General features: G+C 69.2%; 22 protein-coding genes and 1 tRNA gene. 13 read left to right on the top strand and 10 right to left on the bottom strand.

Annotated features, from left to right (window positions below; genetic code table 11):
• Positions 1-64 precede the first annotated feature (64 nt).
• A complete protein-coding gene (locus KBO27_RS29120) occupies positions 65-664 on the top strand; it encodes a hypothetical protein (RefSeq protein ID WP_210973060.1) in 600 nt (199 codons plus the stop codon).
• Here KBO27_RS29120 and radA read toward each other — a convergent pair.
• On the bottom strand, positions 661-2,049 hold the full coding sequence (gene radA / locus KBO27_RS29115; RefSeq protein ID WP_210973059.1) for a DNA repair protein RadA: 1,389 nt from the start codon (positions 2,047-2,049) through the stop codon (positions 661-663). The two genes, KBO27_RS29120 and radA, sit on opposite strands and share 4 nt — an antisense overlap.
• Positions 2,050-2,359: 310 nt before the next feature.
• Positions 2,360-2,941, bottom strand: coding sequence for a copper chaperone PCu(A)C domain-containing protein (locus tag KBO27_RS29110; protein ID WP_307870681.1), 582 nt, complete (start codon positions 2,939-2,941; stop codon positions 2,360-2,362).
• A 299-nt stretch (positions 2,942-3,240) separates the two neighbouring features.
• Between KBO27_RS29110 and KBO27_RS29105 the strand changes: the two genes are divergently transcribed.
• The 9 genes from KBO27_RS29105 (at position 3,241) to KBO27_RS29065 (ending at position 11,529) form a co-directional block, all read left to right on the top strand.
• Positions 3,241-3,729, top strand: coding sequence for a CarD family transcriptional regulator (locus KBO27_RS29105; protein ID WP_132623361.1), 489 nt, complete (start codon positions 3,241-3,243; stop codon positions 3,727-3,729).
• 20 nt (positions 3,730-3,749) lie between these two features.
• Complete coding sequence (ispD, locus tag KBO27_RS29100) at positions 3,750-4,442, top strand: 2-C-methyl-D-erythritol 4-phosphate cytidylyltransferase (RefSeq protein ID WP_210973058.1); 693 nt, start codon at positions 3,750-3,752, stop codon at positions 4,440-4,442.
• A complete protein-coding gene (ispF, locus tag KBO27_RS29095; RefSeq protein WP_210973057.1) occupies positions 4,439-4,915 on the top strand; it encodes a 2-C-methyl-D-erythritol 2,4-cyclodiphosphate synthase in 477 nt (158 codons plus the stop codon). Before ispD ends, ispF begins: the two co-directional genes overlap by 4 nt.
• 100 nt (positions 4,916-5,015) lie before the next feature.
• On the top strand, positions 5,016-5,252 hold the full coding sequence (locus tag KBO27_RS29090) for a hypothetical protein (protein ID WP_210973056.1): 237 nt from the start codon (positions 5,016-5,018) through the stop codon (positions 5,250-5,252).
• Positions 5,253-5,392: 140 nt separating this feature from the next.
• Positions 5,393-6,073 carry an HAD family hydrolase gene (locus tag KBO27_RS29085; protein ID WP_210973055.1) on the top strand — a complete coding sequence of 227 codons (681 nt, stop codon included), beginning with the start codon at positions 5,393-5,395 and terminating at the stop codon, positions 6,071-6,073.
• Positions 6,074-6,153: 80 nt separating this feature from the next.
• On the top strand, positions 6,154-7,542 hold the full coding sequence (cysS, locus tag KBO27_RS29080; protein ID WP_210973054.1) for a cysteine--tRNA ligase: 1,389 nt from the start codon (positions 6,154-6,156) through the stop codon (positions 7,540-7,542).
• A gap of 3 nt (positions 7,543-7,545) precedes the next feature.
• Complete coding sequence (rlmB, locus tag KBO27_RS29075) at positions 7,546-8,502, top strand: 23S rRNA (guanosine(2251)-2'-O)-methyltransferase RlmB (protein WP_210973053.1); 957 nt, start codon at positions 7,546-7,548, stop codon at positions 8,500-8,502.
• A 107-nt stretch (positions 8,503-8,609) separates the two neighbouring features.
• The gene (locus tag KBO27_RS29070) at positions 8,610-10,046 is read left to right on the top strand and encodes an MBOAT family O-acyltransferase (RefSeq protein ID WP_210973113.1); all 1,437 of its coding nucleotides are present in this window, start codon (positions 8,610-8,612) and stop codon (positions 10,044-10,046) included.
• 211 nt (positions 10,047-10,257) lie between these two features.
• Positions 10,258-11,529 carry an alginate O-acetyltransferase AlgX-related protein gene (locus KBO27_RS29065; RefSeq protein WP_210973052.1) on the top strand — a complete coding sequence of 424 codons (1,272 nt, stop codon included), beginning with the start codon at positions 10,258-10,260 and terminating at the stop codon, positions 11,527-11,529.
• A gap of 174 nt (positions 11,530-11,703) precedes the next feature.
• Here the strand turns inward: KBO27_RS29065 and thpD are convergent, their stop codons facing one another.
• From thpD to KBO27_RS29025, 8 genes are all read right to left on the bottom strand, one after another.
• Positions 11,704-12,603 (bottom strand): ectoine hydroxylase, encoded by a 900-nt coding sequence (thpD, locus tag KBO27_RS29060; protein ID WP_210973051.1) that lies wholly within the window; start codon positions 12,601-12,603, stop codon positions 11,704-11,706.
• Positions 12,604-12,809: 206 nt separating this feature from the next.
• Positions 12,810-13,211 carry an ectoine synthase gene (locus KBO27_RS29055; RefSeq protein ID WP_132678446.1) on the bottom strand — a complete coding sequence of 134 codons (402 nt, stop codon included), beginning with the start codon at positions 13,209-13,211 and terminating at the stop codon, positions 12,810-12,812.
• A gap of 147 nt (positions 13,212-13,358) precedes the next feature.
• Positions 13,359-14,606: a diaminobutyrate--2-oxoglutarate transaminase gene (gene ectB, locus KBO27_RS29050; RefSeq protein WP_210973050.1), complete on the bottom strand. Its 1,248-nt coding sequence runs from the start codon at positions 14,604-14,606 to the stop codon at positions 13,359-13,361.
• 69 nt (positions 14,607-14,675) lie between these two features.
• Positions 14,676-15,155: a diaminobutyrate acetyltransferase gene (gene ectA / locus KBO27_RS29045; RefSeq protein ID WP_210973112.1), complete on the bottom strand. Its 480-nt coding sequence runs from the start codon at positions 15,153-15,155 to the stop codon at positions 14,676-14,678.
• 433 nt (positions 15,156-15,588) lie between these two features.
• Positions 15,589-16,326 (bottom strand): S1 family peptidase, encoded by a 738-nt coding sequence (locus KBO27_RS29040; protein WP_210973049.1) that lies wholly within the window; start codon positions 16,324-16,326, stop codon positions 15,589-15,591.
• 183 nt (positions 16,327-16,509) lie between these two features.
• Entirely contained in the window at positions 16,510-16,986 is a 477-nt protein-coding gene (locus KBO27_RS29035) for a DUF2127 domain-containing protein (RefSeq protein WP_307870680.1), read from the bottom strand.
• 153 nt (positions 16,987-17,139) lie between these two features.
• Complete coding sequence (locus KBO27_RS29030) at positions 17,140-17,595, bottom strand: GNAT family N-acetyltransferase (RefSeq protein WP_307870679.1); 456 nt, start codon at positions 17,593-17,595, stop codon at positions 17,140-17,142.
• Between the two features lie 242 nt (positions 17,596-17,837).
• Positions 17,838-17,910, bottom strand: a tRNA-Thr gene (locus KBO27_RS29025).
• Positions 17,911-18,110: 200 nt separating this feature from the next.
• On the opposite strand from KBO27_RS29025, the gene KBO27_RS29020 reads away from it, so the two are divergent.
• The 3 genes from KBO27_RS29020 to otsB all read left to right on the top strand — a co-directional run bounded on the left by KBO27_RS29020 (position 18,111) and on the right by otsB (position 23,845).
• Positions 18,111-19,559 (top strand): threonine/serine exporter family protein, encoded by a 1,449-nt coding sequence (locus KBO27_RS29020; protein ID WP_210973048.1) that lies wholly within the window; start codon positions 18,111-18,113, stop codon positions 19,557-19,559.
• A 153-nt stretch (positions 19,560-19,712) separates the two neighbouring features.
• Positions 19,713-21,164 (top strand): alpha,alpha-trehalose-phosphate synthase (UDP-forming), encoded by a 1,452-nt coding sequence (locus tag KBO27_RS29015; protein WP_210973047.1) that lies wholly within the window; start codon positions 19,713-19,715, stop codon positions 21,162-21,164.
• Between the two features lie 131 nt (positions 21,165-21,295).
• Entirely contained in the window at positions 21,296-23,845 is a 2,550-nt protein-coding gene (otsB, locus tag KBO27_RS29010; protein ID WP_210973046.1) for a trehalose-phosphatase, read from the top strand.
• Positions 23,846-23,867: the final 22 nt, after the last annotated feature.

The raw sequence follows: 23,867 nt of genomic DNA, 5'->3' as shown, positions 1-23,867 counted from the left end.
ATACGCCCCATCGGGCGATCATCGAGGGGTCCATTCAGCGTAGCCTTCGGGTTACGGTCGGTTCGTGCTTGATCCGAACGGTCCGTTGCCTCCCGCGGTGTACTGGCGTCGCCGCGTCGTGGCGATCTCCGTCTCCGCGTTAGTCGTGGCACTGCTCGGGTGGGGCGTGGTCGCCCTGATCACCGGCACCGGTGAACCGTCCGCCACCACCCAGCAGCACGTGGCCAGACCGCCGGAGCAGCCCGTGGCGGTGGCCGCCGATCACGGGCCGGAAGCGTGCCCGGACCAGACGCTGCGCGTGGCCTCCGAAGTCGGGCAGCCGGCGTTCCGGACGGGCGAGCGCATCGGGCTCGCCGTCGTCGTCACCAACACCGGTCCCCGCCCCTGCGTGCGCGACCTGAACCGGATGCTCCGCGAGATCGAGGTGACCACCCCCGCCGGACGTCACGTGTGGTCCAGCAACGACTGCTACGCGGAATCGACCAACGAGCGGCCGGTCCTCGAACCCGGCGAACCCGTTCGCAACGACGTGCTCTGGCAGGGACTGACCTCGGTTCCGGGCTGCGCCGCCCGCCAGGAGCGGGTGCCGCCCGGCGACTACCTGGCGGTCGCCCGGCTCACCTCGATCTCCGGCGCGCCCACCCCGTTCCGGGTGGTTCCCTAATCCGAGTCCTGCTTGCGGCGGCGGACCAGCTTCAGGGCGTCCTTGATGGTCGCGACCTCGGTGACCTTGATGCCCTTGGGCAGCGGTCCCGGATCCGGTGGCACCAGCGCGCGGTCGAACCCGAGCCGCGCGGCCTCCGCCAAGCGCCGTCCCACGCCGTTGACCCGGCGGATCTCACCCGCGAGCCCGACCTCGCCGATCACCACCAGGTTCGGCGGCAGCGGCCGTCCCGTCTGGGAGGACGCGACGGCCATCGCGATCGCCAGGTCGGCGGCCGGCTCACCGATCTTGGTGCCGCCCACCGTCGCGGCGAACACGTCGTGCGAGCCGGTCGGGATGTGCCCGTGCTTGCCCAGCACCGCCAGCATCATCGACACCCGCGCCGAGTCCAGCCCGCTCACCGACCGGCGCGGCATGGCCATCTCGGTCTTCATCAGCAGCGCCTGGATCTCTACCAGCAGCGGGCGCTTGCCCTCGACCATGACGGTCACCGCCGTCCCGTCCACGGCCGCTTCCTGCCGGTTGATGAACAGGCCCGACGGGTCCAGCACCTCGGCGATGCCGTCGTCGCGCTGCTCGAAGCAGCCGACCTCGTCCGACGGGCCGAAGCGGTTCTTCACGCCGCGCAGCATCCGCAGCGAGGAGTGCCGGTCGCCCTCGAACTGCAGCACCACGTCCACCAGGTGCTCCAGCACGCGAGGCCCGGCGACCGCGCCGTCCTTGGTGACGTGCCCGACCAGCACGACCGGGAGCCCGCGCTCCTTGGCCAGCGCCACCAGCGCCGTGGTCACCGCGCGCACCTGCGTCACGCCGCCGGGGCTGCCGTCGGAGTCGGGCGACTGGACGGTCTGCACCGAGTCGACGATCAGCAGGCCGGGCTTGACCGCGTCGACGTGCCCCAGCACGGCCGACAGGTCGCTCTCGGCGCCCAGGAACAGCTCGGGGTGCACCGAGTCGGTCCGCTCGGCGCGGAGCCGGACCTGGCCCGCCGATTCCTCGCCGGTGACGTACAGGGACGCGCCGGGGGAGGACCCGGAGGCCCACCGGTGCGCGACCTCCAGCAGAAGTGTGCTCTTCCCCACACCTGGTTCTCCGGCGAGCAGCACGACGGCTCCGGGCACGATCCCGCCGCCCAGCACCCGGTCCAGCTCGCCGATGCCGGTCGACACCGACCGCGCCGAGTCCAGGTCGACCTCGGCGATCGGCCGCGCCGGGGTGCTCGGCGCACCGGCCGAGACCTTCGCCAGCGCAGGCCGGGCGGGCGCGGCCTCCTCGATGGTTCCCCACGCCTGGCACCCGGGGCACCGACCGACCCACTTGGCGACCTCGTGGCCGCAATCGGCGCAGCGGAACGCAGGACGGGGAGAACGAGTCTTGGGCGGCACGCGCCGAGGCTATCCACCCACCCCGACGATCACCCCACCCGACTCACGCACACCAACCCCGACGAGCGAAGGCCCCCGGCCACCCCAGCGATCCAGCCGGACTACGGCCGCAATCGTGTCCCGGACTACGGCCGTAATCAGGCCCCGGAATACGGCGGTAATCAGGCCCCGGAATACGGCGGTAATCAGGTTCCTGAATACGGCGGTAATCCGGGTTGGGGGTGGGGTGGTGTGGGGGTGAGACGGGGTGTGAACGCGCTGAAGCCCGGGGCGCTGGGGGCGCTCCCGGGCTTCAGGTGAGGTCTTCGGGTCAGTGACCGCCGCCGGCCTGGTGGCCTCCCGGCGTGGGGCTGCCGTGCTCCGGGCGCGGGTTGTGGTCCTCGCCGATCGGCACCTGGATGGTGACCTGACCGGCCTTGGCGAACACGAACGTCACCGGGATGGTCACGCCGGGCGTGATGTCCTGCTTGAGCCCGTTCAGCGTGATCTGCACGGTGCGCTGGTCGGCGGTCGCCGGCTGCGCCGACGGCCCGGTCGCGTGCAGAGCGGTGTTGCTCGGGAGGTCGCTGGTGCCGCTGACCTGCGCCGATGCCGCGTACGGGCTCGTGACCCGCACGAGCTTGTCGTCCGGGCCTTCGTTGCTCAGGACGAGCTCCAGCGGCGCCGACGAGCCGGCGCGGTAGAACGCGCCCTCGGTCGGGAAGGAGAGGGTGGCGTTGCGGACGGCGACCTGCTTCGCGTCACCGCTGCCGCCGTTGACTGCGGCGACCTGCGTGTCGGTCTCGGTGATCTGACCGGCACTGCAGCCAGCGAGGGCGACGACGGCGCCGAGTCCGAGTGCGGCCGGGATCAACCGCAGGCGGACGGCCTTGAGGTGCTGAGGGCGGCTCACGGTTGCAGCGTCCCTTCCTGATTGCCGGACAACCACGTGGAGCTTAATCCCCACCCCCCGGGGGTCGTGCAGGGGCTTGCCGAACTACGTATCGCGGGGCTCCGACAGGCCCGGGAGACCACCCGTCCGGACGGTCCATAGTGGATGGTTTCACAGGGCCGAAGAGGGCTGCCTTGCACGTCGGAGCGGGTCTTGTCAAGTCCCGTCCATGCTCTGACCTGCAATTACGGATGGTGAGGTGGTCGAGGCCCAGTTGCCCTACGTGTTAAAGTGGGGGTAGCGAAAGGGGCAGAGGACACATGGTTTTCAAGGTCGGAGAGACCGTCGTCTACCCGCACCACGGTGCCGCGCTCATCGAAGCAATCGAGACTCGTGTGATCAAGGGCGAGGAGAAGCAGTACCTCGTCCTCAAGGTCGCGCAGGGCGACCTGACGGTGCGCGTTCCCGCTGACAACGCCGAGATCGTCGGTGTTCGGGACGTCGTCGGTCAAGAGGGTCTGGATCGAGTCTTCGACGTGTTGCGGGCCCCGCACACCGAGGAGCCCACGAACTGGTCTCGTCGGTACAAGGCCAACCTCGAGAAACTCGCCTCCGGCGATGTGAACAAGGTGGCCGAAGTGGTGCGCGACCTCTGGCGACGCGAGAAGGATCGTGGCCTGTCCGCAGGCGAGAAGCGAATGCTGGCGAAAGCCCGTCAGATCCTGGTCAGCGAATTGGCGCTGGCGGAGGGCACTGACGAAGGCAAGGCGGAAACACTGCTGGACGAAGTCCTCGCCGCCGCGGTTTGATCATCGGAAACGGCTGAAGCGTGAGCGTTGTCGCGCTGGTCCCCGCAGCTGGTCGCGGGGTGCGCTTGGGGCTGGGCACGCCCAAGGCGCTGGTTCCGGTGAAGGGTGAGTCTTTACTGCTGCGCGCGGTCCGGGGCCTGCTGGGCTCGGGCTGCGTGCAGCACGTCGTGGTGGCTTCGCCGCCCGACCAGGTCGAGGTCGTGGCGGCCGAGCTCGCCACGCTGCCGAACGCGCACGTGGTGCCAGGCGGCGCCGAGCGAACCGACTCGGTGCGCCTGGCGCTGAGCGCTGTCGCGGAGGTGGCTCCGGAGGCCCGGGTCGTGCTGGTGCACGACGCCGCGCGGTGCTTCACCCCGGCGACCATGATCCGCGATGTCGTGTCCGCGGTGGAGGCCGGTGCGCCCGCCGTGATCCCGGTACTCCCCGTGACGGACACGATCAAGAAGGTCGACGACTCGGGAACGGTCGTGGAGACCGTCGACCGCGCACCGCTGCGGGCGGTGCAAACCCCCCAGGGCTTCAACATCGACGTGCTGCGGCAGGCCTACGCCGCTGCGGGCGACATCGCCACCGACGACGCCGGGCTGGTCGAGCGCGTCGGGGGCAAGGTGCGCACCGTCGACGGACATCCCGACGCCTTGAAGATCACGACCGCTTTCGACCTGGCGGTTGCCGAGGCCGTGCTGGCCACCGAGGAGAGTTCCCCCAAGTGACTGATCGTCTGCCGTTCGTCGGGCAGGGTGTCGACGTGCATCCGGTCGAGGCCGGCCGCGAGTGCTGGATCGCCGGGCTGCAGTGGCCGGGCGTGGACGGCTGCGCCGGGCACTCCGACGGCGACGTGGCCTCGCACGCGCTGTGCGACGCACTGCTGTCGGCGTCGGGCCTGGGCGACCTGGGCGCCGTGTTCGGGACCGGCGACGACCGCTGGGCCGGGGCGCACGGCGCGGAGCTGCTGGAGGAGGTCCGCGCCCGGATCGACGCCGCCGGCTACGCGATCGGCAACGCGGCGGTGCAGGTGATCGGCAACGCCCCGCGCATCGGCAAGCGCCGCGAGGAGGCGCAGCAGGTGCTGTCGAAGGCGGTCGGAGCTCCGGTGTCGGTCGCGGGCACGACCTCGGACGGGCTGGGCCTGACCGGTCGCGGCGAGGGCATCGCGGCGGTCGCGACCGCGTTGGTTTTCCGCTGAGTAACGAGCAGGTACCCCGGTGTGTCGGGTAGTTGGAGTCCGGGAAAACTCAGGGGCGGCGCTCTTCTGATCCGGGGTCCCCGCGCGGGATGCTCGAACCATGTTGATCGAGCGGAACCGGTGGGTGCGTCGGCTGCTCGTTGTGCAGCCCTTGGTGATGTGGCCGGTGTCGGTCGTGCTCTGGTCGCTCGGCGACGAGCTCGACCTCGCGCTGGCGGTCGTGCTGCTGTGGCTGAGCGCCTCGGCGAGCGTTGCGGCCATAGTCCTCCCGATGAAGAACGACCAGAGCCACCACTTCCACAATACGGAATCTCGCGTCCAGTGCGGGCAGCTCTAGCGTGAGGAGGACGGGCGGTTCGCTCCGGAACCGCCCGCTCCCGGAACGGGACGCGGCGAACGGGGGAATTCCTCGCTCCCGGTCGTGAGGTTGACCGCATGTTCATGTCCGCTTCGCCGAACCCGCATACCGTTGCTGGTGTGACTCTGCGAGCGGTGATCTTCGACTTCTCCGGCACCTTGTTCCGCCTGGAGGAGAACCCGTCCTGGTACTCCGACCTCACCGACGCCGACGGCAGCCCCTTCGACCTCTCCGCGCAGGCCGAGATCATGCGCCGGATGACCGCTCCGACCGGCCGGATCACCGAGCTCGGTGACGAGTTCATCGAAGCCTGGGACAACCGCGACCTGGACCCCGTGCTGCACCGCAAGGTCTACGTCGAGGTGCTGCGCAGCTCCGGAGTCCCGGACGCGCAGGCCGAGAGCCTCTACGCGCGGCTGATCGACCCCGATCAGTGGACCCCGTACCCGGACACCGCCGAGGTGCTGCGCCGGCTGCACGAGCAGGGCGTGAAGGTCGGCGTGATCAGCAACATCGCCTTCGACATCCGCCCGGCCTTCGACCGGCTCGACATCAGCAAGCACGTCGACGAGTTCCTGCTGTCCTACCTCGAAGAGGTGATCAAGCCGGACCCGAAGATCTTCCTGCGGGCCTGCGAGCGCCTCGGCGTCGCTCCCGAGGAGGCGCTGATGGTCGGTGACAGCGAGGAGGCCGACGGCGGCGCCGCCGCTGTGGGATGCCAGGTCGCGATCGTCGACCCGGCGCCCACCGCCGAGCGCCCGACCGGCCTGATCGACGCGGTGGGAGACCTGCTGCGCTGAAAACCCGGGCTTCGGATCGCCCTTGACGACAATCGGCCTGTCGTGATTGCCCCGAAGTGCTTCCCCGTACCATCGGGGGCGTGAGCCTGCACCTACATGACACAGCGACCCGCACGACGCGCGAGTTCCACCCGCGCTGCGACGGAGTGGCGTCGATCTATGTCTGTGGTGCCACCGTGCAAGGCGTTCCGCACGTCGGTCACGTCCGCAGCGGGCTGAACTTCGACGTGCTGCGGCGCTGGTTGCAGCACTCGGGCTACGACGTGCGCCTGGTGCGCAACGTCACCGACATCGACGACAAGATCCTCACCAAGGCCGCCGACGCCGGTCGGCCCTGGTGGGAGTGGGCGTCCACGCACGAGCGCGCTTTCGAGTCGGCCTACGACCGGCTCGGCTGCCTCCCGCCGTCGGTGCTGCCGCGCGCCACCGGGCACGTCACGCAGATGATCGACCTGATCCAGCGCCTGATCGACAAGGGTCACGCCTACGCCTCCGGCGGAGACGTCTACTTCGACGTCGCCTCCTACGGCGACGAGTACGGCCGGCTGTCCGGGCAGCGCCTCGACGAGGTGCAGCAGGGCGAGTCGCTGGCCTCCGGCAAGCGCGACCCCCGCGACTTCACGCTGTGGAAGGGCGCCAAGCCGGGTGAGCCGAGCTGGCCGACGCCGTGGGGTCACGGTCGTCCGGGCTGGCACCTGGAGTGCTCGGCGATGGCCACCTTCTACCTGGGCGGCGAGTTCGACATCCACGGGGGCGGCCTGGACCTGGTGTTCCCGCACCACGAGAACGAGCTGGCGCAGTCCAACGCGGCGGGTGACGGGTTCGCGCAGTACTGGATGCACAACGCGTGGGTCACCATGAGCGGCGAGAAGATGTCGAAGTCGCTCGGCAACGTGCTGTCCATCCCGGCGGTGCTGGAGCGCGCCCGAGCCGTCGAGCTGCGCTACTACCTGGTGACGCCGCACTACCGGTCGACGATCGAGTTCTCCGAAGCCGGTCTGAAGGAGGCGGCTTCGGCGTTCGGCCGGATCGAGAACTTCGTCCGCAAGGTCGTCGACCGCACCGGTTCGGTCGAGCCGGGCGAGGTCTCCGAGGACTTCGCCCAGGCCCTCGACGACGACCTGGGCACCCCGCAGGCCACCGCCGCGGTGCACGCGGCGGTCCGAGAGGGCAACGCCGCGCTGGACCGCGGTGATGACGAGGCGGCCCGCGCCGCCGCCTCCGCGGTGCGCGCGATGACCGGCGTGCTCGGTCTGGACCCGCTGTCGCCGCAGTGGGCCGAGGACGGCGGCAACGCCGCGTACGACGCGCTCGGCGAAGCCGTGCGGTTGGTGCTCGAACAGCGCCAGAAGGCGCGTGCGGAGCGCGACTTCGCCACCGCCGACCTGCTGCGGGACCGGTTGCAGGAGGGCGGGATCGCCGTCGAGGACACCCCCGACGGTCCGACGTGGACATTGAAAGACGGGTAACTCGTGGCCGGCAATGACAAGCGCCGCGGTGGTGTGCGCAAGACCAACAAGAAGGGCATGGTCGTCGGTTCCGGCGGGCAGCGACGCCGCGGTCTCAAGGGCAAGGGCCCGACGCCGAAGGCCGAGGAGCGCGTCACTCACCCGGCCAAGAAGCGCGCCGACCAGCGCGCCAAGGCCGACCAGCAGCGCGCGAAGCGCCAGGCCTCGGCCGAGAACGCGCCTGAGCTCGTCGCCGGGCGCAACCCGGTCGTGGAGTGCGTCCGCGCGGGCGTCCCGGCCACCGGCTTGTACGTGGCGCAGGGCATCGACGTCGACGACCGCGTCACCGAGGCGGTCCGCGAGGCCAAGAACCGCGGCATCCCGGTGCTCGACGTGCCGCGCGTGGAGCTCGACCGGCTGACCAGCAACGCGATGCACCAGGGTCTGGCCCTGCAGGTGCCGCCGTTCGAGTACGCCCACCCCGGCGAGGTGCTGACCGCCGCGCACGACACCGGTCTGCCGCCGCTGATCGTGGCGCTGGACGGGGTCACCGACCCGCGCAACCTCGGCGCGGTGATCCGCTCGGCGGCCGCGTTCGGCGCGCACGGCGTGGTCGTGCCGCAGCGCCGGAGCGCGGGCATCACGGCGGTGGCGTGGCGGACCAGCGCGGGCACGGCGGCGAAGCTGCCGGTCGCCAAGGCCGTCAACCTGACGCGCACGCTCAAGGACTACAAGGAAGCCGGGCTGATGGTCATCGGCCTGGACGCCGATTCCGACATCACCTCCGACGAGCTGGAGCTGGCCACCGGTCCGCTGGTGGTCGTCGTCGGCTCGGAGGGCCGGGGCCTGTCCCGCCTGGTGCGGGAGACCTGCGACCAGACGGTGTCGATCCCGATGTCCACCGGTGTCGAGTCGCTCAACGCCTCGGTCGCGGCCGGTGTGGTGCTGTCCGAGGTGGCCAGGCGGCGCCGGATCAGGTGAGGGTGAGAGCCCGGTCCATTCCGGGCATGCGGCGTGCGGGCCTCGGTTAGGCTCCTTCTCCGGTAACCGACCGAGGAGGCGTGGGCCTCCCGCACCCGAGGCCCTTCATGTCGTTCGCTTCACCGCTGTTCCTGTGGTACTTCCTGCCGGCCGTGCTCGCGGTCGTGCTGGTGGCACCTCGAAGCGGGCGCAACGTCGTCGTCGCGGTCGCCAGCCTCGTGTTCTACGCCAGCGGCGCGGGCGGCACGACGGTGCTGCTGCTGGCGTGCATCGCGGTGAACTTCCTGGTCGGCCGTCGCCTGGAACCGGGTGCCGAGTGGCCGGGCCAGCGGGAACGCCGCCGGTGGCTGCTGATCGGCGTGGTCGCGTTCAACCTGACGATCCTGCTGATCTGGAAGTACGCGGGATTCGCCACCGAGCAGCTGGCGGTGCTGGCGCGCTGGTTCGGCGGCGACTACCCGGTGCTGCAGCTGGCGCTGCCGATCGGGATCTCGTTCTACACGTTCCACCACATCTCCTACGTGGTGGACATCTACCGGGGCGAGCGGCCCGCGCTGCGCGACCCGGTCTCGTTCATCACCTACATCGCGATGTTCCCGCAGCTGGTGGCGGGTCCGATCGTGCGCTACCGGGAGATCGCCGATCAGCTCCCGCAGCGCCGCACGCACCGGCTCGACGACATCGCGGCCGGTTTCCCGCGCTTCGCGTGGGGTCTGACGAAGAAGGTCGTCATCGCCGACACGCTGGCGCCGATGGTCGACGCCTGCTTCGCGACTCCCGCCCACGACATGACGTTCGCGATCGCCTGGCTGGGCGCGATCGGCTACACGATGCAGCTGTACTTCGACTTCTCCGGCTACTCGGACATGGCGATCGGGCTGGGCCGGATGCTGGGGTTCCGGCTGCCGGAGAACTTCGCGCGGCCCTACTCCTCGGTGACGATCACCGAGTTCTGGCGCCGCTGGCACATGTCGCTGTCGCGCTGGTTCCGCGACTACGTCTACATCCCGCTCGGCGGCAACCGGCTGGGCACCGCGAAGACGTACCGGAACCTGACGATCATCTTCGTGCTCACCGGTTTCTGGCACGGCGCGGCGTGGACGTACCTGGTGTGGGGGCTCTTCCACGGTTCGCTGCTGGTGCTGGAACGCCGCTTCGGCTGGTCGACGGCACCGTCGGACCGGCGCTTCCGGCTGGGCCGGCGGGCGTTGACGATGTTGCTGGTGGTGGTCGGCTGGGTGTTCTTCCGCGCGCCGGACCTGGGCAGCGCGCTGGGGATGCTGGGGCACATGCTGGTGCCGGACCTGGCGGGGCTGACCGACATCGTCTCGGCGTCGGTGACCCACCAGCGCCTGGTCTTCCTGCTGGTCGCGCTGATCGTGGTGCTGCTGCCCGCGGGCTCGGGAACCGGCCCCTTCCTGGAGGCCGTTCGCACCCGCGAGGCGTACGCGGTGCGCGCGGCGGTCCTCACGGCGGGCCTGGGCTACTCGGGTCTGCTGGTCGCCACCGGCACGTTCAGCCCGTTCCTGTACTACCAGTTCTAGGAGCTGACCATGGATGCGCCGGAGCCACCGTTTCAGGTGTGGGACTCAGCTCGCACCGCCGCGGTTTCGCCAGCGGTTTCGTGGAGAGTACGCCGGGGACGCCGTGTATTGGCATACATCAGGAGCGGCGCACCGAGTCCACGGAACCGCTCAGGTTCGGCTACCTGCACCGCAAAGCAACTGCTCAACATGTATCACGAGGGCGTGAGCGATGAGAACACCTGAGCTGCCGCCGGTGCACGAGGCGTGGTTGCCGCGGGAGCACCCGCTGCACCGGCCTCGGCACGGCAGGCGTCAGCTGGTGGCGTTGATCTGCGCGCTGGCGTTCTTCAGCGCCCCGTTGAGCAGCTGGTTGTTCGGCGCGCGGCCGGAGCAGCTGGAGAACCGGCCGCTGGCCGAGTTCCCCAGCGTCACCGAGGGTTTCGGGTTCTTCACCGGTCTGAACGGGTGGGCCACCGATCACCTGCCGTTCCGCAAGGGCGCGGTGCAGGCGGTCAACGGCATCAGCAGGGGGGTCTTCGGCGAACCGGCTCCGCTGGCGGGCGGTTCGCACAGCTCGCCGGTGGGCGCGGGGCAGGTGGACGCGAAGCCGCCGATCGACGAGAGCGTGTTCCCGCCGGTCATCGAGGGCAAGGACGGTTGGCTGTACCTGGGCCACGACGTGTCCTACCGCTGCGTCCCGTCCCGGTCGACCGAGGAGGTGATCGCCGGGCTGCGCGCCTGGCGCAAGGTGGTGGAGTCCTCGGGCCGGAAGTTCCAGCTGGTCATCGCCCCGGACAAGTCCACCGCGTACCCGGAGCACCTGCCGGAGAGCTACCCGGGCGAGGACTGCTCCACCGCCGAGCGGGAGGCGTTCTGGCGCGAGGTCCCGAAGGCGACGGGGGCGATCGATCTGCGCGCCCCGCTGCGGCAGACCGCCGAGCGCAACGGGCGCCCGATCTACCACGACATCGACACGCACTGGACCCACGAGGGCGGCGCGACGATGGTCTACCAGCTCGCGGAGCGGCTGTCGCCGGGGATCACCGGCACGTGGAAGATGGCGCCGTCGCGGCAGTACCCGCACACGGCCGACATCCCGGACCTGCTGGGCCAGGACCGCACGGTCCCGATCCAGGCCTACTCGCTGGCGCCGGACGGGGGAGCGGACAACACGCAGTTCAAGCCCAGCGACTTCCACCAGCCGCTGCACCTGAAGTCCTCGCCCAAACCCGGCATGATCACCGAGCCGGTGCGCATGGTGGGCGATTCGTTCACGCAGTTCGCCAGCCCGTACCTCGCGGCGACCTACGCCGACATCGCCATCACGCACCCGGACAACGTCGCGACGAACGCCCAGGCCACGGCCAACTTCCTGGCGGAGGGCGAGACGATCACCTTCGAGCTCTCGGAGCGCTTCGTCGCCGGAGGCAGGTACCCCCTCCTGGACCCGGCAGCAGCAGCCGAGATCGGCACAGTCCTCGCCGCCCACCCCGTCCGCTGAGCCCGCTCCGAACGGTCCGGTCCCGCGGGTGGATTCGAATTTCGCGCGAAATTCGAGCCCGAACTTCGGCACTCGAATTTCGCGCGAAATTCGAATCGGCGCGCGTCTCCCCGCCCGGAGCCCTCGCTGGAGGGCTCCGGGCTGGCTCCTGGAGGGCTCCGGGCGGGGGTTGGATCAGCGCCTCAGGGGGGTGAAGTCCCTGGAGGCGACGTGGTTCGGTCGTGGGGACTTCGCCGCGAAGGGCTCGACCAGGGCGTTGTCCACGCTGTTGAACACGATGAAGATGTTCGAACGCGGGTAGGGCGTGATGTTGTTGCCCGAGCCGTGCATGCAGTTGGAGTCGAACCACAGGGCCGAGCCCGCCTGGCCGGTGAACTGCTCGATCCCGTGCTCGTAGGCCAGCTTGGTGATGTTGTCCTCGGCCGGAACGCCGACCTTCTGCTGCTTGAGCGAGGACTTGTAGTTGTCCTCCGGGGTCTCACCGGCGCAGGACACGAACGTGCGATGCGCGCCCGGCATGATCATCAGACCGCCGTTGAACGGGTAGTTGTCGGTCAGCGCGATCGAGATGCTGACCGCGCGCATGGCCGGCATGCCGTCCTCGGCGTGCCACGTCTCGAAGTCCGAGTGCCAGTAGAAACCCGTACCGCGGTAGCCGGGCATGAAGTTGATCCGGCTCTGGTGCACGTACACGTCCGAGCCCAGGATCTGCCGGGCGCGGTCCAGCACTCGCGGATCGCGAGCCAGCGCCCCGATCCGCTCGCTGATCTCGTGAACCTCGAAGATGGAGCGGACTTCGTTCGACGAACGTTCGACGACGGTGCGTTCGTCGTTGCGGACCCTCTCATCGCGCATCAGCCTCTCCAACTCCTGCCAGTGCGCCTGCACCTCGGCGGGGGACAGCAGTCCCTCCACCACGTGGAAGCCCTTGGCATCGTGAGCGGCCAACTCGTCTTGCGCGGCCGGTCCGGTGCTGACACCGGACCAGACGGTCGGATCGGTCCGATCGAGCAACGTCGAATCGGAGCCCCGGGTGGGGTAGCGGTCCGTGGTGCTCAGATCAGCGAGGGTCATGGGTTGCGCCTCCTTCGCGAATTCCCGCCGGAGCGGGCCGATGTCCTGGTGGACACCGCCCGCCGTTCTCGGTTCCTCGGTAAGAAGCGGCACACGTCAAGTGCCCGCGTTCCCCCACGTCGGCGCGTGGGGAAAACCCTGGTGGTCAAAGACAGCGCGGCGGGTCCCCCCTGTCATCGGGGTACCCGCCGCGCGCGTCGCTTAACTCAGCTGGCGACGTCGTCCTCGACGATCAGCGGGTAGACCCCGTTCTCGTCGTGGACCTCACGACCGGTGACCGGCGGGTTGAACACGCACACGGTCTTCATGGTCGTCTTCGGGCGGACCTGGTGCTTGTCCGCGTCGTTGAGCACGTAGATCGAGCCCGGCTTGAGCTGGTGGACCTCGCCGGTCGCCTTGTTCTCGACCTCGCCCTCACCCTCGGTGATGAAGACGGCCTCGATGTGGTTGGCGTACCAGAAGTCGTTCACCGTGCCGGCGTAGAGCGTGGTCTCGTGCACCGAGAAGCCCAGCTTGTCCTTGGCCAGGAGAATGCGCTTGCTGCGCCAGTTCTCGGTCTTGATGTCGGCGTCGGTGTCCTCGATATCCGAGAGGTGCCGGACGATCACGTTTCCTCCTGCGAATCTTTGTTCAGTGGTGCACTGCGCGGGTACTCGCCCGCACGCAGCTTGCCGCACGACGTGCCGGGGCCGGGAGAGGCGAAAGCCGATCGACGGCCTTTTCACCCTCCCGACCCCGTGCGATGAGCGTCGAAATCAGGCGAGAACGGACTTAACGGAGTCGCGAACGATCGCCAGGCCCTTCTCCAGCTCCTCGTCGGTGACGGTCAGCGGCGGCATGATCTTCAGGACCTCGCTGGACGGGCCGGAGGTCTCCATCAGGAGCTTCCGGTCGAACGCCGCCTTGGAGACCTTGCCCGCCACGTTGGTGTCCTCGAAGCCCAGACCGCGGGCCAGACCGCGGCCCTTGGCGATCGCGCCACCGTGCTCGGCGGCGATCTCCTCCAGCACCTGGCCGACCCGCTCGCCCTTGGCGATCGTGGCCTTCTCCAGCTCGTCGTCCGACCAGTACAGCCGGAACGCCTCGCTGGCGGTCACGAACGCCGGGTTGTTGCCGCGGAAGGTGCCGTTGTGCTCGCCCGGCTCCCACACGTCGTGCTCCGGCTTGATCAGCGTCACCGCCAGGGGCATGCCGTAGCCGCCGATGGACTTGGACAGGCAGACGATGTCGGGCTGGATGCCGGCCTCCTCGAAGGAGAAGAACGGACCGGTCCGGCCGCAGCCCATCTGCACGTCGTCGACGATCATCAGGATGCCGTGCTTCTGGCACAGGTCGTAGAGGCCGCGCAGCCACTCGGGACGGGACGAGTTGATGCCGCCCTCGCCCTGCAGCGTCTCGACGATGACCGCCGCCGGCTCGTTGAGGCCCGAGCCGCTGTCCTCGAGCATGCGCTCGAAGTACAGGAAGTCGGGCACCTGGCCGTCGAAGTAGTCGTCGTAGGGCATCGGGGTGGCGTGCACCAGCGGGATGCCCGCGCCGCCGCGCTTCATCGAGTTGCCGGTGACCGACAGCGAGCCCAGCGTCATGCCGTGGAAGGCGTTGGTGAAGCTGATGATCGACTCGCGGCCGGTGATCTTGCGGGCCAGCTTCAGCGCCGACTCGACCGAGTTGGTGCCGGTCGGGCCGGGGAACTGGACCTTGTAGTTGAGGCCGCGCGGCTGGAGCACGTTGGAGTTGAAGCTCTCCAGGAACTCGGCCTTGGCCTTGGTGGCCTGGTCGAGGCCGTGGGTCACGCCGTCACGCGCGATGTAGTCGAGCAGCTTCTGCTTCAGGGCCGGGTTGTTGTGGCCGTAGTTGAGCGCGCCGGCGCCCGCGAAGAAGTCGAGGTAGCCGGTGCCGTCCACGTCGTAGAGGTAGCTGCCGACCGCGCGGTCGAACGTGGTCGGCCACGTTCGGCTGTAGCTGCGGACTTCCGATTCAAGGCTGGCGAAGATGTCGTTCACGGATCCTCCGTTCGGCCGACGGCGCGCGGGCGCCCGGCGCTTGGCGGGACGAACAAGATTGGGTGTTCCTCAGGCGGCGTCGAGCGGCCCGATGCGGTACAGGTCTTCCCCCAGATGCGAGTCGGGGAACAGGTCAGCGGTGAACAACTCGCTGCTGTTGATCTCTGCGGCTCGGTCGCGCGCCAGTGCGCTGAATAGCTTGATCGACGCGGTGTTGTCCGGGGTGATCGTGGTCTCCAGGAACCGCACGCCGCGCCCCTGCACGCGGTCGAGCAGGTGGTTCAGCAGCTTGCCTGCCACGCCACCCCCGCGCTGGGAGGCATCGACGGCGATCTGCCACACCACGATGGTGTCCGGGGCGTCGGGCCGGATGAATCCGGTCACGAAGCCCACGACCGCACCGTCGACACGCGCCACCGCGGAGGTCTGCGAGAAGTCCCGGCACCACAGCAAATATGCGTAGGACGAGTTCACATCGAGCACTGCCGAATCGCGTGTGATCCGGTAGAGCTCTGGGCCGTCCGCGACGACCGGAGTGTCGATCTCCAACCGTCCGGCTGAACCGCTTCCGCCATTTCGATCTTCGTGTTTATGGCTCGGTTTATCGCCGGTCATGTTTTGCCAACTTAACAGAACATCCGTGTTGAGTCAGGTTCTGGCGCCTTTCTTCCGGCATCTACCAGGCGATTCGCAATTTTACACGTGAGAAGCACTACAGAAACGTTGATCCGCCGTCTCGGCCGGTGCTAGCCCCCATCTTCTGGGATTTGCAGGACAATTTCCGGCGTGCTCTGACCTGCGGAAACGGTAAATTCAAGAGTGATTGATCATCGCCGTGCAGGAAATCTTCCGGTGTTGCGAATACCGCCGGATCCGGTGGAAATGGCAGCGGGCGCACTCTCCGGGACCGGCACGTCCCGGGCGAGTGCGCCCGCGTGTGGGGACCCGTGCCTGCGTCCGGGTCCCCGTGGGAAGAGGTCGATCAGACTCCGGCCAGCGACGAGATCCAGTCGCGGTACTCGGTGATGTTGACGTACGCGGTCGAGGTCGCGCGGTCGCTCGTGGAGGCCACGCCGACCTGCTTGTCACCTGCGAACATCGGGCCGCCGGAGTCGCCACCGGCCGGGATGCCGTCACCGCGCGAGGCGCAGATGGCCTGGCCGCCGCGGTAGTCGGTGCAGTCACCGTTGACGCCGGTCACGTTGACGTCGGCGACCTTGAGGATCGGCGCCTGGCACTCGATCTCCGGCTTGTCGGTGCAGGTCGCGCCCCAGCCGTAGGTCTGGACCGTGTCGCCGGGGTTGACGGTGCCGGCATCGCCCAGCGGGGCGTACTCGGTCTGCACCGCGTGGTCGATCTTGACCAGCGCGACGTCGGCGGTGTCGTGGATGTGCACCTCGCCGGGGATGGCGCTGGCGTGCTCGCCCTTGGTCTGGTCGACGTCACCGATGTTGAAGCTCAGGCCGTTGCCGTCGGCCGCGTCGGCGACGCAGTGCTGAGCGGTGAGGACCCACTCGGGGGCGATGATGGACGCGGTGCAGGTCTCCTGGTCGTTGACGAACAGGCGGGCCGCCCAAGGCGCGCTGTCCACCTCGCGGCCATCGATGATGTAAGGCTGGACGTCCTGCGGAGCGGTATCTGCTGCCTGGGCGGGTACCGCCAGCAGGCCGCCGGCGATCACGGCACCGGCGAGTCCGGCGAGATTGCGGACGAGCGACACGTTGGTCTCCTTCGGTTCGCGGATGGGGCGAGGACCGAAATCGACCTTCACTCGACAGAGTGATGCTGTCCATTGCTTGAGCACAACTCGCCAATTAATGGGAAATCACCGCACTGCAATTCCACGTATTTCCCAACGGAATTCGGACTCGGCCGGTGTCCGGGTATCGCGGAGATCGTTCCGTCAGGCGGGGTTTCGGCGCAACTCCCGGTACTCCTTGATCACCAGCACGATGATGACGACGTCCAGCACGGTCAGCACCGGCAGCACCCACGAGTGCGTCTGCACGCCGCGCACCAGCTCGAAGAGCACGAACAGCCCGAGCGCGGTGATCGCGGCCGGGTACCAGCGGACGGCCTTGCGGAGCAGCGCGATGACCAGGACGAGCTTGATCAGGCCGTGCACCAGCAGGTAGCCGATCACGAAAGCGCGGGCGCCACCGGAGAAGTGGCGCACGGCCTCCTCGAAGTGCCCGGCGAGCGGACCGGTCGGCGGGCCGAGGAGGTCGCGGGTCACCACGCCGTGCGCGATCCGGGTCAGCGCGTGCGGTGGGAAGAAGATCAGCAGCAGGCCGCCGGCCAGCTGGGCCACGGCGTCCAGTCCCTTGAGCCACACGGCCGCGCGGAACAGCCGATCGGTCATCGTCACCTCAGCGCCCACGCCCCCATGATGCGCCGCATCGCCGAGGCGGACCCGCGGAGCCGGGCGGGTTCGGTCCGAGCCGACCCGTGTCGTGTCCGCTTCGTCCGGTCGGTTCGGACCGGAACCGTCCACTGGTGACGATCGTGCCCGGGGGTGCTGCCCGCCGGAGGGTCAGAGGACCTTGGTCATGAAGACGCTGTTGGGGTCCTTGCGGTATTCGGCGAACGGTTCGCAGTAGGCGAAGCCGTGTTTGAGGTAGAGCTTGCGCGCCGGCTCGAAGAATTCCGCGGAACCCGTTTCGAGGCTCAGCCGGGTGTAGCCCATGAGTTTCGATTCGCCGATGATGTGCTTCAGCAGTTGTGACGCGATTCCGCGATTCTTGTGCCCGGGGTCGGTTCGCATTGATTTGACCTCGGCGTGTTCAAGATCGATTTCTTTGATCGCCGCGCAGCCCAGCACGGTGTCCCCCTCGCGCGCCGACCAGAACGTCACCCCAGGTCGGCGCAGGGAGCTGAGCTCCAGCGCGTGCGTGCTCCCGGGAGGGGAGATCGCCCGCATCTCGCTGAGATGGCCGTGCAGGAAAGCCTCGATCTCCGGACCTGTCAGATCGTCAACGACAATGCGCACCAGCAAACCCCACCAGAATTCACGATCGACATCCGCAGGAACGGTATAGGTCTAGGTCGTCCGATGTCCAGCGCCCCTGATGAAGTGATCTTCGACCCGCCGAAAAGGTGGGTCGTAATCGCAGGTTGAGGGCAGTGCGTTACATTTTCGCTGGTCTCGGGACCAAATTTCACCCCGATGGCTGTGGCGGAACGGACACAGCCGTACCCGGTCAGTTAAAAGGCCTGGTCAGGTACGCTCGGAGCCGCTGAGGGGACTCGAACCCCTGACCATCCGCTTACAAGGCGGGCGCTCTACCAGCTGAGCTACAGCGGCGACGCACGAACGATGTGTGCGCGAACATCGTAAGCGCCGCGGCACCCGGGCTGGGAAGCGGCCGCGCTTGCCGCGACGACCAGGTGATGGAAGCCACAGATGCCGAGTGCAACGGTCCGCTCATGACAGGCGATGCCCGAGGGGAAGATCAGCCACGGCGGCGCTCCGCTCGCGGGGCGCGGCAGGAAGGAAAGACCGCGGTGGGAATCACGCAGCGCGCGCGTGGTGTGCTGCGGCGGCGCGACCCCGAGCAGACGATCGTCCCGGGCTCTCGCAACGTCGTCTTCGGGCCCTCGCTGCCCGACGAATCAACCGTTCACCTGGTCCTGGACCTCGGCCTGCGCATCGGTGAGGTGCAGATGGCCAGCGGTGCCGGTGCCTCCGACGTCACCGCGACCATCATCGGCGTCGTCAGCGCCTACGGTCTGCCGCACTGCGAGGTCGACGTGATCTACACGTCGATCACCGTCTCCTGCTACCGGGGCACCGAGCAGCCGCCGATCACCTCGCTGCGCGTCGTCCGCAACCGCTCCATCGACTACACGCGGCTCGCCGACGTCGAGAAGCTGCTGCGGCGGATCACCGCGGGCGAGATCAGCGCCAGCGACGCCTACGCCGAGCTGGACCGGATCACCACCGCGCCGCACCCGTTCCCGCGCTGGGTCGCGACCCTGGCCTGGGCGGGCATGGCCGCGTCGCTGGCCGTGCTGCTCGGCGTCGCCGAGGACCCGTTCCTGCCGCTGGTCGCCGCGGGCACCACCGCGCTGGTCGACCGCATCGGGCGGTTGCTCAACAAGCGCGCCCTGCCGTTCTTCTTCCAGCAAGCCGTCGGCGGCGTGGTCGCCACCAGCCTCGCGCTGGGCGCCTTCGCGGTCGGGGTGCTGCACAACCCGCCGCTGGCGATCGCCGCGAGCATCATCGTCCTGCTGTCCGGCATGACCGTCGTCGGTTCCATGCAGGACGCCATCACCGGCTACAACGTCACGGCGGCAGGACGGATGGCCGAACTGGCGATGATGACCGCCGGGCTGATCGCGGGCGTCGTCCTGGCGCTGTACGTGGGGCTGCGCATAGGCGGCGACACCGTGGCCGGGCTGGACGCCCAATCGCTGGGCAGAGCGCAGGTGGGCACACCGGCGCTGGAACTGTCCGTGCAGATCCTCGCCGGTGCCTCCACCTCGGCGTGCTTCGCGCTGGCCAGCTACGCGCCGCCGAGCCCGCTGCTGATCGCGGGCATCGGCGGTGGTGTGGCGGCCGGGGCGCACGCGATTCTGATCAGGGAGGACACCCTGGCGCTCAACCCGGTGCTGGCCGGGGCCGTGGCCACCACCATCGTCGGTTTCGCGGGCGGCATCGTCGCCCGTCGGCTGGAGATCCCGGTGCTGGTCGTCGCGGTCTCCGCCGTGTCGCCGCTGCTGCCCGGCCTGGCGACCTACCGGGGCCTGTTCGAGCTGTCGGTGCTCCGCAGCCCGGCCGGTGTGACGACGCTGATGCTGGCGGTGGCCACCGGGCTCGCACTGGGTGCGGGCGTGGTGCTCGGCGAGTACCTGGCGCAGCCGGTGCGCAGCAGGCTGGGCCGGCTGGAGCGGCGGATCTCCGGACCGAGGCTGTCCGGACCGCTGCGCCCCAGCAGACGGCGCCTGGACTGAACGCCGACTTGCCGCGTTCCGCAACGGGAACGAAGTTAAGACCCCATCCGGACCGAAACACGCGGGTGTGTTTGGTCCACACGAAGCACGCGGCGGCGGTGCGGGTTAAGTAGCCTCACAACTACAGGTGGATACACGGCAGGAGGGTTTCCGGTGAGCGAGGGCGACGGGCCCAACAGGAGTTCCAACCGGGCGGACTTCGTCGTGGTCGCCAACCGGCTTCCCGTCGACCTGGAGAAGCTGGAGGACGGCACCGAGCGCTGGAAGCACAGCCCGGGTGGGCTGGTCACCGCGCTGGAGCCGTTCCTGCGCGCCCGTCGCGGAGCCTGGGTCGGCTGGCCGGGTGTCGCCGACGTCGACGTCGAGCCCTTCGACGACGACGAGATGCAGCTGTACCCGGTCCGGCTGTCGGCCCAGGAGTTCGCCGAGTACTACGAGGGGTTCTCCAACGCCACGCTGTGGCCGCTGTACCACGACGTGGTCGTGCCGCCGGTCTTCGACCGCTCCTGGTGGCACGCCTACCAGCGGGTGAACCGCCGCTTCGCCGAAGCCGCCGCCGAGGTCAGCGCCGAAGGCGCCACCGTGTGGGTGCAGGACTACCAGCTCCAGCTGGTGCCGGCGATGCTGCGCGAGCTCCGGCCCGACCTGCGGATCGGCTTCTTCCTGCACATCCCGTTCCCGCCGGTCGAGCTGTTCATGCAGCTGCCGTGGCGGACCGAGATCGTGCGCGGCCTGCTCGGCGCCGACCTGGTCGGGTTCCACCGGCCCGGCGGCGCGCAGAACTTCCTCTGGCTGGCCCGCAGGCTCGCCGGCTTCGAGCCCAGCCGCGGCCAGGTCGGCGTGCGCAACCGGCCGGGTGTCGTGCAGGTCGGTGACCGGACCGTGCGGGTCGGCGCGTTCCCGATCTCCATCGCCTCCACCGAGCTGGACAAGCTGGCGCGCAGCAAGGACGTCCAGCAGCGGGTCAAGAAGCTGCGCGCCGACCTGGGCAATCCGCGCAAGATCATGCTCGGCGTTGACCGGCTCGACTACACCAAGGGCATCGACGTGCGGCTGCACGCGATGCACGAGCTGCTCGCCGAGGGCCACATCAAGGCCGAGGACGTGACGATGATCCAGGTCGCCACGCCCAGCCGGGAGCGCGTCGAGCACTACAAGCAGATGCGCGAGGACATCGAAGGCCAGGTCGGCCGGATCAACGGTCTCTTCGGGCGGGTCGGTCACCCGGCCGTGCATTATTTGCACACGTCGGTGAACAAGAAGGACCTCGTCGCGCTCTACGCCGCCGCCGACGTCATGGTCGTCACCCCGGTGCGCGATGGGATGAACCTCGTCTGCAAGGAGTACGTCGCCTGCCGCTACGACCTGGGTGGCGCACTGGTCCTCAGCGAGTTCGCCGGAGCCGCCGCGGAACTCACCAGCGCTTTCCTGGTGAACCCCCACAACCTGGACGGCGTGAAGGACGCGCTGCTCGCCGCCCTGGAGATCGACGAGGCGGAGGGCCGCCGTAGGATGCGCGCTCTGCGTAGGCAAGTGCTCACGCACGACGTCGACCGCTGGGCGCGGTCGTTCCTCGAAGCGTTGGGCGCACCCCTCGTGGAGTAGCTGGCGGTAACCGGTCCGGAACACGGATCGCACGACGTCGGCGATACTGAGCAGAACCGGTCGCCAGCAGACGGTCATCGCCGCAGGCGTTCCGGATCGATCCATCCAGACTTGACCCGCCCCCAAGGAGTATGGCGTTGACCGCCGAAGCCCTGCCTGCGGAGCTGCGACGCGTGATCGTGCAGCTCGCGCGGACGCCTCGACTTCTGGTCGCCTGCGACTACGACGGCACGCTCGCACCGATCGTGGCCGATCCGACTCAGGCCAAACCGCTACCCGAATCGGTGCACGCGCTGCGGTCGCTCGCCGCGCTGCCCGCCACCACCACGGCGGTGATCTCCGGTCGCGCGCTGCGCGACCTGGCCACCCTGTCCCGGCTGCCCGCGGAGGTCCACCTCGTCGGCAGCCACGGCTCCGAGTTCGACGTCGGCTTCGTGCACGGCCTCGAACCCGAGGCCACCCAGCTGCGCACCGAACTCCAGGTGGCCGTCCAGGACATCGTGCGCGGGCAGCCCGGCGTGACGCTGGAGGCCAAGCCCGCCAGCGTCGCGGTGCACGTCCGCCGCGCCGAGCACGACGTGTCGGAGGCCGTCGTCGACGCCGTCCGCAACGGCCCCGCGCAGTGGGACGGCGTGCAGGTCACCGAGGGCAAGGCCGTCATCGAGCTGGCCGTGGTGCAGACCGACAAGGGCAACGCCCTCGACGCGCTGCGCCACCAGGTCGGTGCCACCGCCGCGATCTTCCTCGGCGACGACGTCACCGACGAGAAGGCGTTCGCCCGGCTCCAGGGCCCTGACCTGGGCATCAAGGTCGGTGAGGGCGACTCGCTGGCCGCGCACCGGATCAGCAGCACCACCGACGTGGCCACCGTGCTGGCGTTCCTCATGGAGGAGCGGCGCACCTGGCTCTACGGCGAGCAGGCGCCGCCCATCGAGCGGCTGACCATGCTGTCCAACGAGCGCAACATCGCCCTGGTCACCCCGGACGCCCGGATGACCTGGATGTGCCACCCCGGCCCCGACTCGGCAGCGGTGTTCGCCGATCTGCTCGGCGGGCCCGCCGCCGGTCACTTCAGCATCCGCCCGCACGTCGGCGGCAACGGCGGCCAGCGCAGCCCGCTGCCGCTCGGCCAGCGCTACGTGCCCAACACCATGACGGTCGAGACCCGCTGGTCGCGGCTGCTGGTCACCGACTACCTCGCGCACGGCACCGACAGCCACCGCACCGACCTGGTGCGGGTCATCAGCGGCAGCACCACGGTGTCGGTGGAGTTCGCACCACGTCCCGAGTTCGGTCAGGTGCCGGTGCGAATCACCCCGGAGGCCGGTGGCCTGCGCGTGCAGGGCACCTCCGAGCCGATGGTGGTGTACTCGCCGGGCGTGCAGTGGGAGATCGCCTCCGACGGCGTGCACCAGTCGGCGAAGGCCGTCATCGAGCTCACCGAGGGCGAGCCGGTCGTGCTGGAGATGCGCGGCGGCACCGAGGACCTCACGCCCACCGACGAGCCCGCCCGCCGAGCCGAGGCCGAGGCGTACTGGTCGGAGTGGATGAAGACCCTGTCGCTGCCGGAGGTCGAGCGCGACCTGGTGGCCCGCTCGGCGCTGACGCTGCGCGGCCTCGTGCACTCCGACACCGGCGCGATCATGGCGGCCGCGACCACCTCGCTGCCGGAGGAGATCGGCGGCGTCCGCAACTGGGACTACCGCTACTGCTGGCTGCGGGACGGCGCGATGACCGCTCAGGCGCTGGTCACGCTGGGTTCCAACGCCGAGGCGAAGGCGTTCCTGGATTGGCTGCACCGGGTGCTGGAGACCGTTCCCGGCCCGGAGCGGCTGCACCCGCTGTACTCGCTGCAGGGCACCGGCCTCGGCCCGGAGGCCGTCATCGACAGCCTGCCCGGCTACGCCGGTTCGCGTCCGGTGCGCGTCGGCAACCTCGCCGACCAGCAGGTCCAGCTGGACGTGTTCGGTCCGGTCGTGGAGCTCATCGCGCACCTGGCGCAGGCCACCGGCACGGTCCGGGACAACGACTGGGAACTGGTCACGGCGATGGCCGACGCGGTCGGCAAGCGCTGGTTCGAGCCCGACCACGGCATCTGGGAGGAGCGCGACGCGCCCCGGCACCACGTCTACTCCAAGGTGATGTGCTGGGTGACCCTGGACCGCGCGATCAAGATCGCCGAGACCTACGGCCGCAAGGTCGAGGACGGCTGGGTCCCGCTGCGCGACCAGATCTCCGAGGACGTGGTGAAGAACGGCTGGCACCCGGACGTGCAGGCGTTCACCACCGCCTACGAGGGTTCCGACCTCGACGCGGCGTCGCTCTACGTCGGGCTGTCGGGGCTGATCGACCCGTCCGACGAGCGGTTCCGCGCCACCGTCACCGCGATCGAGGCGGAGCTGCGCAGCGGCTCCACCGTCTACCGCTACCGGCGGGACGACGGTCTGCCGGGTGACGAGGGCGGTTTCCACCTCTGCGCGGCGTGGCTGATCGAGTCCTACCTGCTCACGGGTCGCCGCACCGAGGCGGAGGAGCTCTTCCAGCAGATCGTGGACACCGCGGGGCCGACCGGCCTGCTGTCCGAGGAGTACGACCCGATCGCGGAGCGCTCCCTGGGCAACCACCCGCAGGCGTACTCCCACCTGGGCCTGATCCGCTGCGCCCAGCTGCTGTCCGCCTGATCGATCCCCGAACGGGCCGTTC

The organism is Saccharopolyspora endophytica, from assembly GCF_018070075.1.
GTDB lineage: Bacteria > Actinomycetota > Actinomycetes > Mycobacteriales > Pseudonocardiaceae > Saccharopolyspora > Saccharopolyspora endophytica.
Note: the sequence above shows the minus strand (reverse complement) of the source record. Positions and strands in the feature narration are given on the sequence as shown.